This is a genomic window from Mesorhizobium sp. P2_E6, assembly GCF_056403835.1.
The window spans coordinates 81104-94372 of sequence record NZ_JBFUEQ010000002.1 but is presented as its reverse complement, the minus strand read 5'-3'; the positions used below and the strand labels follow the sequence as shown (position 1 = coordinate 94372).

Genomic DNA, 13269 nt, shown 5'->3' with positions numbered 1-13269 from the left:
ATAGGCATGCGCCAAGCCAATCACATCGACACGGTCATTGTTGGCGGCGGCCAGGCCGGATTGGCCATGAGCTATCATTTGCGTCAACGCGGCAGAGAACATGTCATCCTCGAACGGCGAAGAGTGGCCGAGCGCTGGCGAAGCGAGCGTTGGGATTCCTTGCGGTTCCAGTTGCCAAACCGCTGGCTGGCGCTGCCGGGGAAACCATATACGGGAATGGACCCTGGCGCTTTTGCGCATCACTCCGAGATTGTGCGCTTCATCGTCGACTACTCCACAGAGATCGCAGCCCCAGTTCGCACCGGCCTTGAAGTCACCAACCTCGACCGCGACGAAGATAGCGGATGCTATTCGCTCGCAACTACCGACGGCCAGATCAAAGCGCGGCATGTCATTATCGCCACCGGTCCGTTTCAGCACTCGATGATTCCGGATTTTAGCCGCGCCGTTCCAGCCTCGGTCTGTCAGATCGATGCCGCCTGCTATCGGAACCCTGAGCGACTGCCGCCCGGCGCGGTGCTTGTCGTGGGCAGCGCCAACTCTGGCTGCCAGATCGCGGACGAACTTTTGCGTAGCGGCCGGCGTGTATTTCTGGCGATCAGCCGCCACAGCCGCGTACCCCGTCGCTATCGCGGCCGGGATATCATCTGGTGGTACGAAGAACTGGGCCGCTTCGATATCACCATCGACTCGTTTCCAGGTAGGAGGTATCCGCCGCCGATTATTCTGACCGGCGTAGGTGGGGGCTATGATCTCGATCCGCGTCACTTGGGCAGCGCGGGCGCTACTCTCCTCGGGCGCGTGCTTGGCATTGCCGATGGCGAGCTTGCGATCGCCGATGATGCCATGGACGTGCTGGCGGCAGCCGACAAAAGCTATGCCGGTTTCGTCGACGCGGCCGACGCTTTGGCCAACATGCGGCCCGCGTGTTTCGAGCTTGACGAAAAGGAGCCTGCGTCAGCGCCACCGATTATCGACGTTGAAACAATCCGAACGCTGAATCTGCGCGTGGAAAATGTTGGCACCATCATCTGGGCGAGCGGATACGGCTATGGCTTCGATTGGATAAAGCTGCCGGTCATCCATGCCGACGGCTCGCCAATCCAGCAGCGCGGTGTGACGGCCTGTCCCGGCGTCTATTTCCTAGGGTTGCATTGGATGCACACATGGCGATCCGCCATTCTCGCTTTTGTAGGTCAAGACGCTGCTTATCTCGCCGATCACATTGATAGATTGGATGCCGGGCTGGAACGATAGGCTGACACTGCGCGAAACGGATCGATGACTTCGCCTCAAGTCCTCCGCAGGGCGGACTAGTCCTAACGAAAGGCAATGAACAGCTTTCAGGATGCTAAGGACGGCGGCGTCCAATTCGGCCATTTCTGTTTCCACTGGACGACGGCGTCGCCGGACCATTCGAAGCCGGCGCTGATGCCGTCTGGTGCGGCAGCCGTTTCCTCGTTCCGCAAGCGGCCCGAAGCGCACGATGCCTACAAGGGGCGCGTATTAGCTGCTGATGTTGGCGACCATCTACGACCCCGAGTGGCCCGATCAGATCAGACGATCCTCGTTATGACATCGACGTTGCCCCGTGTCGCTTTGGAGTAAGGACAAATCTCGTGCGCTTCATCCACCAGAATTTGTACGACATCGCGCTCCAGATCCGGCACGGCAATGTCCAGTTGGACGCTGAGAAAGTGGCCGTTTTCTCCGTAGTTCAGATTCACCTCGGCCTTGATGCTCACCCCTGCAGGCAGCGCGATTTTTCGTTCGTGGGCCGCAGATGCGACTGCGCTTGCGAAGCTGGCCGACCAGCCGGCCGCGAGCAACTGCTCCGGATTGGTGCCTATGCGCGCAGATCCGGGCGCCGAAAGCCAGATGTCCAGAAGGCCGTCGGAGCTGCGCGAGGCGCCATTTTCGCGGCCGCCCGTAGTTGCGGTCCTGGCCGTGTAGACAACCCTTGCGATGCGGCTCATGGGCATTCTTTTTGCTGGCAGCGGTAACCGCCGGGGGCGGTTACCGCGAACTCGATCAGGCGTCGACCTCGACAACGGCATCAGCGAAGGCCTGCGGCGCTTCCTGGGGCAGGTTGTGCCCGATGCCTCCGGTGACAACCCGATGCGCGTATCTCCCTGAGAACATCTTGGCGTACGCGCTCGCGTCCGGATGCGGCGCCCCATTGGCGTCGCCCTCGAGCGTGACCGTCGGCACGCCGATGACCGGTGCCTGCGCGAGTTGCTCCTCAAACGCGTCATATTGCTGCTCGCCGGCGGCCAGTCCGAGCCGCCAGCGATAGTTGTGGACCACAATGGCCACATGATCGGGATTGTCCAAGGCCGCGGCGCTGCGCTCGAATGTGGCATCGTCGAAGTTCCACTGGGGGGACGCGAGTTGCCAGATCAGCTTGGCGAAATCTCGCGTGTATTTCTCGTAGCCAGCGCGGCCGCGATCGGTGGCGAGGTAATATTGATACCACCATTGCAACTCGACCTTGGGTGGCAGCGGCAGCTTGCCGGCTTGCTGGTTGCCGATGAGGTAGCCGCTTACCGAGACCAAAGCCTTGCAGCGTTGAGGCCATAGCGCGGCAATGATGTTCGCGGTGCGGGCGCCCCAGTCGCAGCCGCCGATCGTCGCCTTTTCGATCCCCAGTGCGTCCATCAGGGCGACAATGTCGGCGGCGATCGCCGACTGCTGGCCGTTGCGAATCGTATCGTGCGACAGGAAACGAGTCGGCCCGTATCCGCGCAGGTACGGCACGATCACGCGGTGGCCTTTCGCCGCCAGCCGAGGCGCGACATTGGCATAGGTGTGGATGTCATACGGCCAGCCATGCAGCAGGATGACGGGTGGGCCGTCGGCGGGTCCGAGCTCGGCATAGCCGACGCTCAGCAGGCCGGCATCGATCTGCTTCAAGGGCCCGAAAGACGCCGCCACCGGCTCTCCCGTTGCCTCTTGCGCTTGTGCCGGGCCCATCAGGCCGAACTGAGTGGCGGCGAGAACCATCGCGGTCGCGCCAAAGAACCGTCGGCGTTCTTGGTCGATCTCATCCGGGATATTGAACGAATGCATTTGAGAACCTCTGTTGTTGTCCGGACGATCAGCCAAACGTGAAGGCAAAGACCTCCACGCCCGGGTCGAGAAACTCGATCTCGAACTGGCGATCGACGATGGGTTTCGATTGTCGAATCAGCTGGTACAGGCGCTGCTCTGTCACTGCACCTTCGCCCTTTTCATTGACGTCGACGCCGTAAGCCGTGCCTGGTGGCTGTCCGTCGATCAGCACGCGAAATCTCACGGACGTTCCCGGCGATGCCGGACCCATGACCAGATGAAGGTCGCGTGCGTGGAAACGGTAGACGATGCGGCCGTCGGGCTTGTTCAGTACGGCGTTTTCTTTCCTTACCGTCCAATCGCCCGACAGCCCCCACTCATTCAGGCGTAACCGCGCCGGCAATTCGTAGGCATGCGGCTCGTCCAAGACCAGCTCGCCGCTGGGCGCAAAATTCTGGGTGCGTTCATATCCGGAATAGTTCTCCGGAGACTTGAGGCTTTCCCAATCGGCCGCCGCTTCGATGCCGCGGCCATCCACCGACACAGGCTCACGATCGAAACCACCAGCGCCAGCCTCGGCCAGCAATTCCTGGATGACCATTTCCGATTGTTGGTATGACCCCTCGCCAAAATGACGATACCGGACACGTCCCTGCGAATCGATGAAATAGAGTGCCGGCCAATACTGGTTCCTGAAGGCCCGCCATATGAGATGCTCGTTGTCGACGGCGATCGGATAATCGATCCGCAGGTCTTTCGCCGCCTGGTGCACGTTGTTCAGGTCTTTTTCGAATGCGAACTCCGGCGCGTGGATTCCGATCACCACCAAACCATGCTTCCGGTATTTCTCGTCCCAGGCCTGCACGTAGGGAAGCGTGCGCAGCCAGTTGATGCAGGTGTAGGTCCAGAAATCGATGAGGACGACCTTGCCATGCAAGGCCGACGCCGTCAGCGGCGGTGAATTTATCCACTCGTGCGCCGCTTCAAGCGAAGCAAGCTCCGATTTTTCCTCAAGCCGGTAGGTAGAGAGTTCGTGAAGAAACGGAACCCGCATTGGTGTGGAGATTATGGACTGCGCCACGTTCGTGCCTCCTAGAAAACCGGCAATCGGAGCCCCGATTGCCGTTGCGAGCGCCGCGGCGAGCAGCAGCTTGGTTGCTTTCATCAACGACGCCTTTTGGTTCGATATCGATGTCGTCGCGCGAACGGTTCGAATGCGCACCGCGCGCCCAACCCTTCACAGCGGAAGCGTGTTGCCAGCCTGCTCGGCCACCATGTATTTCGCGTACCAGTCCGGCCAGTTCTCATCGCGCCGACCGCCGTTGCGCTTCTCGTGCTCGCCGTGGGCCTCCGACGTGCGTCGCAGCGCGGAAGCACGATCCGCCTCGGAAGCGTAGGTCGTGGTGCTGGAGTCGATGCGACCGGGAAACCGCGTGGTGATCTCCTGAAGCAACCATTCGTTGCCGTCCGGATCTTTGAAAGTAGCGAACGAGGAGTAGCTGCGTCGCTGGGGATCGCGGCCTTTCACCGTTGGCTTGCCGGGGCCTTCGCGATGAAACGCCTCGCTGACCTCGACGCCGCGGCCGATAAGCTCGGCGCGAGCCGATTCAATGTCCGAAACGATAAGATAAAGTCCGCTTGCAGAGCCGGGCGCGACCGTCGTGATCCCAGTGCCGAAGTGTATCGAGGCCGGCGAGCCGGGAGGTGTGAACTGTATCCCGCGGAACGTGTCTCCAACGACAAAGTCAGCGTCGAGTCTCCACCCCAGCCGTTCGTAGAATTGCTTAGCGCGCTCTACATTCGAGACGGGAATGACAACAACTTCGAGCTTCATGTCGAGGGAGCGCGGCCGTTGTGTCTCAACTGCGATACTGCTGACAGTGCTAGTGATGTCCATATTTACCTCCTGCGTTAAGTTGCGTGAGAAGCTCGTCTCGCGTGCGGCTCGGGACAGAACCCGAATGCCGCGAGTTCTAGCCAGGTAGGCGCCGGCGATGCCGTCCGTTCAATCGAAGTGCTCATGGCGGAAGCGGTTGGCCGGCGTGCTCCGCCACCAAGTACTCGGCGTACCAGTCCGGCCAGTTCTCATCACGCTGGCCGCCTGTCCGCTGCTCGTGCTCGCCATGAGCCACAGATGCACGCCGAAGCGCGGCTGCGAGTTCGGCCGACGAGACAAATGTGGCGCCTCCAGCGTCGACGCGGCCTGGTGCTCGCGCAGTGACCTCCTGCAAGAGCCAGTTGTTTCCGGCCGGGTCGCTGAAGGAAGCCCACGAGGCGTAGCTGCGTCTTTCCGGATCGGGCCCGCTGACGCGCCCTTTGTCACCGGCATAGTGATACACTTCGCTTACGTCGACCCCGCGATCGGCGAGTTCGGCGCGTGCTGCCTCGATGTCCGACACGACGAGTTCACCAGCGGTTTCGAGGATGTCGAGCTCGATACGAGCATAAGGGCCTGGTGCAACGCCTGAGCCGAAGACAACCGAACACTGGGACCCAGGAGGCGTAAACTGGATGACATGAAATTCGTCGCCGATGAGGTCGGCGTCCAGCCGCCAACCCAAGCCTGCATAGAACAGCTTAGCGCGGTCGACATCGGAAACTGGAATGACTACGACCTCGAGCTTGATATCGACTGCGGTGTTGCTGCGGGTAGTGGCAATCGTCATGTCTGCCTCCTCGGTTGAGTTTGATGGGAATGCTTCTTTGTGCCTCCGGTCAGTTCAGTTTCTTTGCCGCAGCGACCTGAAGGCAGCGCGCAACTCGGCGGAGAAGAGCTCCGGCTGTTCCCACGCGGCGAAGTGGCCGCCCTTGTCGACCTCATGGAAGTAGATCAGGTTGGGGTAGGCGCGCCGGGCCCACGTCTCGGGGGCCTGATAGCCTTCTCCCGGAAAGACCGTGATGGCGACCGGCAGCGAAACTTCGTTGGTCTTTTCAGGGTCGGCAAAAACGGGACTGCGGCCGCCGCCGTACTCCCAGTAAATTCGCCCGGACGAGGTGGCGGTGTTCGTCAACCAGTACAGAGTTATGTCGTCCAGCACCTCGTCCGGCGACTTTTCAGGGTCGCTGTCGTCGTAGGTCCAGCCTGAAAAGCCCGGATGCCCGAGCATCCACGCTGCGAGCCCCGCAGGGGAGTTATTGATGGCGTAGCCTATCGTCTGCGGTCGGGTGCCCATCATCGTGGCGTAGGATCTATTCCCCATCTTGGCGGCCATGCTGAGCGCGTCGAATGCCGTGCGCTCCTTACCCGTCAGGCCTGCCGGCACTGGTCCGCCGCTGGCGAGCACAGCAGCTATCTCAGGTGGTACGACAGCCGGCAGGTTGACATGGATGCCAAGAAGTCCTGCAGGGGCCAGGCGGCCCATTGCATTCGAAACGGGGGAGCCCCAGTCGCCGCCTTGGGCGACGTATTCCGTATAGCCTAAGCGCTTCATCAGCTCTGCCCAGGCTCGCGCGATGCGGTCTGTACCCCAGCCGGTCTCGGTCGGCTTGCCGGAGAAGCCGAAACCCGGCAACGACGGCAGTACGAGGTCGAACGCGTCCTCAGGACTGCCGCCATGCGCGGTGGGATCGGTGAGCGGGCCGATGGTTTTCAACAGTTCCAGGACCGAGCCAGGCCAGCCATGCGTCATGATCAGCGGCAGGGCATGGGGATGTTTCGAGCGAACGTGGACAAAGTAAATGTCCACGCCGTCGATCGTGGTCATGAACTGAGGCAGGGAATTCAGTTTCGCTTCCGCTGTCCGCCAGTCGTAGGCCGTGCCCCAATACTCGACGAGCGGCCTGATCTTCGCGATCTGAATGCCCTGCGACTGGTCATCTACGGTCTCCCGGTCGGGCCACCGTGTTTCTGCAATACGCCTGCGAAGATCGTCGAGCGCCGCTTGCGGCACCTGGATTTTGAAGGGCCGGATCGAGCGATCCTCGACCGGGTTTGCGAAGGCGGACGCGGAGAGGGTGCAAAGCCCGAACACCAGCGCAGCGGTAGCGAGCACGGTGCAAGCCACAGCGGCGGCAAGCGTCTTGATGTGGGGGTTCATTGCAGTCGCTCCCTTAGGAAGTTCGCTACGCAGCTACCGCAGGGCGGAAGATGACACACATCCGGTGCGCCATCCCCCCGCCAACACGTCAGGTCTGCAACGTCTTGAATGTTGCGCGCACCTCATCGGTGAAGATCTTCGGCTGTTCCCAGGCCGCGAAATGGCAGCCCTTGTCTGTGCGGCCATAATGCAGAAGCTTCGGGAACGCGCGTTCAGTCCAGCTCTTCGGCGCCGTGTAGATTTCGCTGGGGTTTGCAGTGGCGCCGACAGGAATTGTGATGCCCTTGGCGTCGAAGAAACCGGCCTTCGCCGTTTGCGAGTGTTCCCAATAGAGACGTGCCGAGGAGATCGCCGTGTTGGTCAGCCAGTAGAACGTGATGTTGTCGAGGATGTCGTCGCGGGTAAGGCCCTCCGGCTCTCCGTCGAAGGAGCGGGCGATCAGCGCACAGCTATCCGCATCGTGATCGAGGATCCACGCCGCCAGGCCGGCCGGTGAATCGACGATCCCGTAGAGCGTTTGCGGACGAAGCGCCATTTCGTTGGCGTAGCCCAGGCCGTTCTTGTAGAAAAACGCGACCTGCTCGTAGGCGCGCTTCTCGTCGGGGCCGAGATCGGCAGGGGGCGGGCTGCCAGAGGCAAGCGCCTTCACGATCTCGGGCGGAATGGTCCCCGGCATGTTCGTGTGGATGGCGGCCAGTTCGGGAGGTGCGATCAGTGCCATCTGTTCGGTGATAAGTGCTCCCCAATCGCCACCCTGCGCGACGTACCGGTCGTAGCCGAGGCGCTTCATCAGCACGATCCACGCCCGGGCGATGCGCCCTGGATCCCAACCGGTTTCGCTGGGCTTGCCGGAAAAGCCGTAGCCAGGCATCGACGGGATCACCACGTCGAACGCGTCGGCCTCGGCACCGCCGTGCGCGGTGGGATTGGTGAACGGATCGATGATCTTCAGGAGTTCGATGACCGAACCGGGCCAGCCATGCGTGATGATGACAGGCAGGGCGCCCTGATGCTTTGATTTCACGTGGATAAAGTGGATGTCGAGGCCGTCGATCTCGGTGACGAAATTCGGCAGCGCCTTCAACCGCGCCTCGCATTTACTCCAATCATATTCCGTTCCCCAGTACTTCATGAGCTTCTGCATGGTGGCGAGTTGCACGCCCTGCGTTGGCCCTACCGTCGCCGGGGTCGACCAGATCCGCCGGGAGGCCTCGTCGGATACGAGCTCGCGCTCGGGCCAGCGCGTAGCGACGATGCGCCGGCGAAGCTCGGTGAGCTCTTCCTGCGGGAAGCTAACGGTGAAGGGGCGGATGCCATCGCCGGTTGATGCGGAGGCCTTTTGTGACGGGAGCAGGCTCGCGGCGCCTGCGGCGGCGATGCCGACCGCGGCAGTGCCCAAAAGTCGCCGGCGATCCTGGTCGATTGTTTCGGAGGTTCTGGTCGTGTCCATGTGACTCTCCTGGGGTTGATGGATGCGATTTGCGCTGCTTGACGTACCCCCAGGAGATGGGATTAGCCCGTTATGCGTCGTGAGCTCTTGTTAGTCGCTGCCCGCCTGCCGCTTTTTTGAGCAGATAGGAGGCGCCAGACACTGGAGACTCCCTATGGTGCGGGAGCGCTCCTTGACCTAAAGTAAGGTGCCGGGTGCAGGCGGCTCCCAAAAGAAGAGACGCCATGACGATAACGCCAAGTCAGGCCAAAGACAGATTGTCGTTTGGCCCTTTCTATTTGGCTGCGGGTGAAAGGCTCCTGACAAGAGAAGGCGCTCCCGTAGAGTTGGGCTCGCGCGCCCTTGAAATTCTCATCGTGCTGACTTCCGCGCCGAATGAAGTCGTCAGCAAGAAGGATCTGATGGCGCGCGTTTGGCCCGATGTGGTTGTCGAGGAAGGCAGCCTGCGGTTCCACATGACCGGACTGCGCAAGGCGCTGGGCGATGGAAAGGATGGCGCGCGTTACATCGCGACGCTTCCGGGGCGCGGCTATTGCTTCGTTGCACCGGTCTCGCGATTAAGCAGCCCACACGATGAAGCCCCGTTTGTCGCCGCCGGGTTTCCGCATGCGAATCTTCCAAACCGCTTGAGCAGAATGGTCGGGCGGGATCAGGACGTTCTCAAGCTGTCGGCGCAGCTGAATGCTTCGCGGTTCGTCACCATCGTTGGCGCCGGCGGTGTCGGCAAAACCACCGTCGCGATCGCAGTCGGACATCATCTGATCGACGCATTTTATGGGGCAGTTCTGTTCGTCGATCTGGGAATGATCGGTGATTCCGGTCTGGTGACGACAGCCGTCGCCTCGATGCTTGGGCTATCCGTTCAAACAGAAGATGCCACGCCCAACCTGATCGCCTACTTGCGCAACAAGCGGATTCTCTTGATCCTCGATACCTGTGAGCATCTCTTGGATGCGGTGGCGCCTTTGGCAGCAAGCATTGTCGATGCGGCGTCACAGGTCCACATCCTGGCGACGAGCCGCGAGGTGCTTCGGGTCGAAGGCGAGCATATCTATCGGTTGGATGCGCTTGCCTATCCGCCCGACGAACCTGGCCTGACGGCGGCCATTGTCCAGACCTTCCCGGCCACCCAACTGTTCGTCGAACGAGCGGTGGCAGGCGGCGCTCGTTTGGACATCAACGATGCGGAGGCCCTGCTCATCGCAAGCATCTGTCGAAAGCTCGACGGAGTGGCGCTCTCCATCGAACTGGCGGCCAGGCGCGTCGAATCCTATGGGCTGCAACAGACCGCCGCACTTCTTGATCAACGCCTGACACTGCTGTGGCTCGGTTCGCGGACCGCGCCGCCGCGTCAGCAAACCCTGCAGGCGACGCTGGACTGGAGCTTTGGGCTCCTGACCGACCTTGAGCGCGTGGTGTTGCGTAGGCTCGCCGTGTTCGTCGGTCATTTCACGCTCGATGCCGCACTGGAGGTGGTGACGAGCGCGACCCTCGATCGATCGACCGTCCTGGGCGCCATGGACAGTCTCGTCGCCAAATCGATTGTGGCGACGCGTCCGGCCGGAGCGATGATGCGCTACCGGCTCCTCGATACCACGCGCGCCTACGTTCTCGATATCCGGATCGATGATGCCGAGGCTGCCGATCTGGCAGTGCGCCACGCCGCCTACTATCGGAGATGGCTGGAGCAGACAGGGATCGGATGGCCAAAACTGGGGACCGGTGAGGAACGGGCTCCTCACTTCGCCGCCATCAACAATGTCCGAGCTGCCCTGGAATGGTGCTTCGGCAAACACGGAAACGCCGACATCGGCACGGGACTCGCCATCGCTGCCGCGCCGGTTTTCCTGGCGATGTCCTTGTTGCCGGAGTGTCATCGCTGGTCTGAAAGGGCAATATTGGCTTCCGACGGTGCCGCCCTTGGCGGACTTGACGAGATGCATCTTCAGGCCGCTCTCGGCGTATCCTTCATGTTTATGCGGGGAGGACGCGACAGGGCGCGCGTAGCCCTGCAGAGAAGCCTGGCGATCGCCGAGGAGCGCGGCGATCCACTGGACCAGGTGCGTCTGTTGGGTCCGCTCAACATGTTCCATCTGCGGACGGGCAATTTCGTAACCGCCCTCGAAATTGCAAGACGTTGTTCAGCCACAGCCGCCGGTCTGGAGGATTCGGTCGCGATTGCGCTTGCACACTCGATCCTGGGTATCTCGCTTCACTTGCGAGGCGACCTCGCGGCGGCGCGCGCAGAGCTGGAGGCGGCGCTCGACCGTGGGCCGCGCTCTCAGCGGACCACGACGATCTATCTGGGCTTCGAAGGCAAAATCCTGGCCAGGGCAATTCTGGCGAGGAACCTTTGGCTGCAAGGCCATCCGGATCAAGCCATGGCGCATGCTCGGCAGGCCGTCGAAGAGGCTGCCGCCATGGATCATTCTCTAACGCTGGCGATCGCGTTGATCTGGGCGATATCGGTCTTCCTGTGGACGGGCGACCTGAAGAGCGCCGAGGCGTACATCGACATGCTCATCGCCCGCGCGGAATCCCATTCCATGACTCCTTACCTGCTGGTCGGTCGGGGATTCAAAAGCGAAGTAGCGATCCGTCAAGGCGATGCAGAAGGCGGTGTCGAGGGCCTGCAGACGTCTCTTCAGAAGCTGCACGCGGCACCTTACGAATTGCTCACGACTCCGCTCAACCTCTCGCTGGTCAGGGGATTGTCCGCAATAGGTCAGGTCGATGAAGCAACTGCGCTGATCGACGAGTCGCTTGGCCTCGTCGAGAAGAACGGCGACCAATTGTACCTCCCGGAGTTGCTGCGGATGAAGGGAAGCCTCCTTCTCCAGTCGCAACGCAACCGCGACGAAGCTGCCGCCTACCTCATGCAGGCACTGGAGTTGAGCCGCAGTCAGCGCGCGCGGGCATGGGAGTTGCGAACCGCAATCGACATGACGACGCTGATGGCCGGGCGAGGGGAGATCAATAGCGCTCGCGAGCTCTTGCAACCGGTTGCGGCGCATTTTGTGGAGGGTCTGAATACGGCGGATGTCAAGGCCGCCGAACACCTGCTGGCGACGCTCAGGTAGAACCTTCGATGCCACCGCCCCATTGGTGTCGTCCGCTGTCGGCGCATTTCGACGGTGGCTCAGAAAATCGAATTCGTGATGGCCTTCACCGGCCCGCCTGAGCAATCAGCTACGTCGTGCAAACGCGCCAATGCTGTTAAGCAGCGGCTGTTGGTCGCCGACCCAGAACCAGTGATCGTTGCCGGCAACCTCAATGAACTTCGCGCCTGGGATGTTGGCCGCGAGGAAGCGCCCGGCTTCGATGCGAACGGCGCGGTCGCCGGAGCGGTGCAGAACCATCGTCCTTGCCGAAACCTTTGCAAGGAGATGACGGACATCGGTATCACGCAGCGCTTCCAGGAGGCCCGCGACCGCGCCGGGACTGGAGGCTGCCCTGAGCAACCCAGCCCACCAGGTCTGCGCCTGGCGGTCTGCGGCCAAGCTCGGGGCGAAAGTTTCGATTTCCGCCGGGCCACCCCAACTGGCGAGCAGTCGTTGCTTCCACAGATCGTATTGCGCGACGGTCAGGGCAAAATGATAGTCGGGTGCGCGGCTGCCTTTCGCAAGGGAACCCCACAGAACAAGACCGATCAGGCGATCGGGGTGGTTTACGGCAAAACGGACACAACCCGGCCCACCTTCTGACGCGCCGATGAGCAAGGCCCTACGGCTACTGGCCGCGTTCATGACCGCCAGAATGTCCTGCGCCGTCGCTTCGACGGTCGGGCGGGCACCGACGCGGTCGGAAAGTCCCATGCCTCGCCGGTCGAAAAGGATCAGGCGGCCGAGATGCGAAACCGCGGTGATCCAGGCGCGGCAGCTTCTGTCTTCCCAGATCCGCTCGACATGCGAAATGAAGCCCGGAACAAGCACGATATCCATCGGACCGCTGCCAACGATCTGGTAGGCGATATGGATGCCGTCCACCTCGACATAGCGCGTTCTGGGCACGTCCGGGGCGGCATCGTGAGATGGCTCACGCAGCAGGGCAAGCGTGGCTGGGTCCGGCGCAATGCCGAGTTCTTCCCGCAGCAACCGAACACAGGTGTCCCTTTGGCGCTCGGCTGCTGCCCTGTCCCCGGCCGCCAGGTGGGCACGGATCAGGTGACGGTGCGCACTTTCGCTCAAAGGGTCCAGTCCCGTCAGCCGCGTCGCATGCACGACCGCGCTGCGAGGCTCACCGGCGGCGATCTTCGCTTCGATGAGCCGCTCCAGCGCCTGCACGAGCCGGCTGCGCAGGGCCTCGCGCCTGAAGAAGACCCATTCCTCGAATTCCGGACAATCAGGGACGGAGAAGCCGGCGAGATAGTCGCCCTTAAGCATCTCGGCTGCCTCGTCGAGAGGACCGACATTGCAGGCATGCTCGAAGACCTTGGAGTCGACGTCAACGGACAGCGCCGGGTGCAGGCCCAGGGATGTCCCGCTGGCAGCGATAACCTCGCTGCCGAACGCGGTGCGGATTTTATACAGCGTGCGCCGAAGGCGTGCCCGTGCGGCTTCCTCGTCGGTTTCGGGCCACAGAAGCGTGGCTGCGACCTCACGCGCCACAGGCCCGGCGGCCTCGGCGAGGTAGACGAGAAGCGCTGCCGCCTTGCGCAAGGCAAGTTCCACCCGCCGCCCGTTCAGACGGAACTCAGGAAAACCCAGAAGTCGGAACTCCAATCGCTCCATC

At 61.9% G+C, this 13269-nt stretch carries 10 protein-coding genes; 2 read left to right on the top strand and 8 right to left on the bottom strand.

The features are described 5' to 3' along the window. Positions 1-6: 6 nt before the first annotated feature. A complete protein-coding gene (locus AC1D08_RS05185) occupies positions 7-1257 on the top strand; it encodes a flavin-containing monooxygenase (RefSeq protein ID WP_457154304.1) in 1251 nt (416 codons plus the stop codon). Between the two features lie 299 nt (positions 1258-1556). Here the strand turns inward: AC1D08_RS05185 and AC1D08_RS05180 are convergent, their stop codons facing one another. The 7 genes from AC1D08_RS05180 to AC1D08_RS05150 form a co-directional block, all read right to left on the bottom strand. Beyond that, positions 1557-1976 (bottom strand): Ohr family peroxiredoxin, encoded by a 420-nt coding sequence (locus AC1D08_RS05180; RefSeq protein WP_457154303.1) that lies wholly within the window; start codon positions 1974-1976, stop codon positions 1557-1559. Between the two features lie 55 nt (positions 1977-2031). Further along, positions 2032-3069, bottom strand: a complete 1038-nt coding sequence (locus AC1D08_RS05175; RefSeq protein ID WP_457154302.1) for an alpha/beta fold hydrolase — start codon at positions 3067-3069, stop codon at positions 2032-2034. A gap of 28 nt (positions 3070-3097) precedes the next feature. After that, a complete protein-coding gene (locus AC1D08_RS05170) occupies positions 3098-4216 on the bottom strand; it encodes a redoxin domain-containing protein (protein WP_477422681.1) in 1119 nt (372 codons plus the stop codon). A 72-nt stretch (positions 4217-4288) separates the two neighbouring features. Then, complete coding sequence (locus AC1D08_RS05165) at positions 4289-4948, bottom strand: VOC family protein (RefSeq protein WP_477422679.1); 660 nt, start codon at positions 4946-4948, stop codon at positions 4289-4291. Positions 4949-5069: 121 nt separating this feature from the next. Then, positions 5070-5717: a VOC family protein gene (locus AC1D08_RS05160; RefSeq protein WP_457155182.1), complete on the bottom strand. Its 648-nt coding sequence runs from the start codon at positions 5715-5717 to the stop codon at positions 5070-5072. Between the two features lie 54 nt (positions 5718-5771). After that, complete coding sequence (locus tag AC1D08_RS05155) at positions 5772-7088, bottom strand: epoxide hydrolase family protein (RefSeq protein WP_477422677.1); 1317 nt, start codon at positions 7086-7088, stop codon at positions 5772-5774. A gap of 88 nt (positions 7089-7176) precedes the next feature. Beyond that, positions 7177-8538, bottom strand: coding sequence for an epoxide hydrolase family protein (locus AC1D08_RS05150; protein WP_457152423.1), 1362 nt, complete (start codon positions 8536-8538; stop codon positions 7177-7179). A 224-nt stretch (positions 8539-8762) separates the two neighbouring features. On the opposite strand from AC1D08_RS05150, the gene AC1D08_RS05145 reads away from it, so the two are divergent. Then, a complete protein-coding gene (locus AC1D08_RS05145; protein WP_457152422.1) occupies positions 8763-11618 on the top strand; it encodes an ATP-binding protein in 2856 nt (951 codons plus the stop codon). A gap of 105 nt (positions 11619-11723) precedes the next feature. Here AC1D08_RS05145 and AC1D08_RS05140 read toward each other — a convergent pair whose 3' ends face one another. Next, positions 11724-13268: a bifunctional AfsR/SARP family transcriptional regulator/alpha/beta hydrolase gene (locus AC1D08_RS05140; protein ID WP_477422675.1), complete on the bottom strand. Its 1545-nt coding sequence runs from the start codon at positions 13266-13268 to the stop codon at positions 11724-11726. Position 13269 lies beyond the last annotated feature (1 nt).

What these genes read in the sequence shown, in the direction of transcription:
- AC1D08_RS05180 (WP_457154303.1), bottom strand. Translation starts at nt 1,976, where the DNA reads ATGAGCCGCATCGCAAGGGTTGTCTACACGGCCAGGACCGCAACTACG.
- AC1D08_RS05175 (WP_457154302.1), bottom strand. Translation starts at nt 3,069, where the DNA reads ATGCATTCGTTCAATATCCCGGATGAGATCGACCAAGAACGCCGACGG.
- AC1D08_RS05155 (WP_477422677.1), bottom strand. Translation starts at nt 7,088, where the DNA reads ATGAACCCCCACATCAAGACGCTTGCCGCCGCTGTGGCTTGCACCGTG.
- AC1D08_RS05185 (WP_457154304.1), top strand. Translation starts at nt 7, where the DNA reads ATGCGCCAAGCCAATCACATCGACACGGTCATTGTTGGCGGCGGCCAG.
- AC1D08_RS05170 (WP_477422681.1), bottom strand. Translation starts at nt 4,216, where the DNA reads ATGAAAGCAACCAAGCTGCTGCTCGCCGCGGCGCTCGCAACGGCAATC.
- AC1D08_RS05165 (WP_477422679.1), bottom strand. Translation starts at nt 4,948, where the DNA reads ATGGACATCACTAGCACTGTCAGCAGTATCGCAGTTGAGACACAACGG.
- AC1D08_RS05160 (WP_457155182.1), bottom strand. Translation starts at nt 5,717, where the DNA reads ATGACGATTGCCACTACCCGCAGCAACACCGCAGTCGATATCAAGCTC.
- AC1D08_RS05150 (WP_457152423.1), bottom strand. Translation starts at nt 8,538, where the DNA reads ATGGACACGACCAGAACCTCCGAAACAATCGACCAGGATCGCCGGCGA.
- AC1D08_RS05140 (WP_477422675.1), bottom strand. Translation starts at nt 13,268, where the DNA reads ATGGAGCGATTGGAGTTCCGACTTCTGGGTTTTCCTGAGTTCCGTCTG.
- AC1D08_RS05145 (WP_457152422.1), top strand. Translation starts at nt 8,763, where the DNA reads ATGACGATAACGCCAAGTCAGGCCAAAGACAGATTGTCGTTTGGCCCT.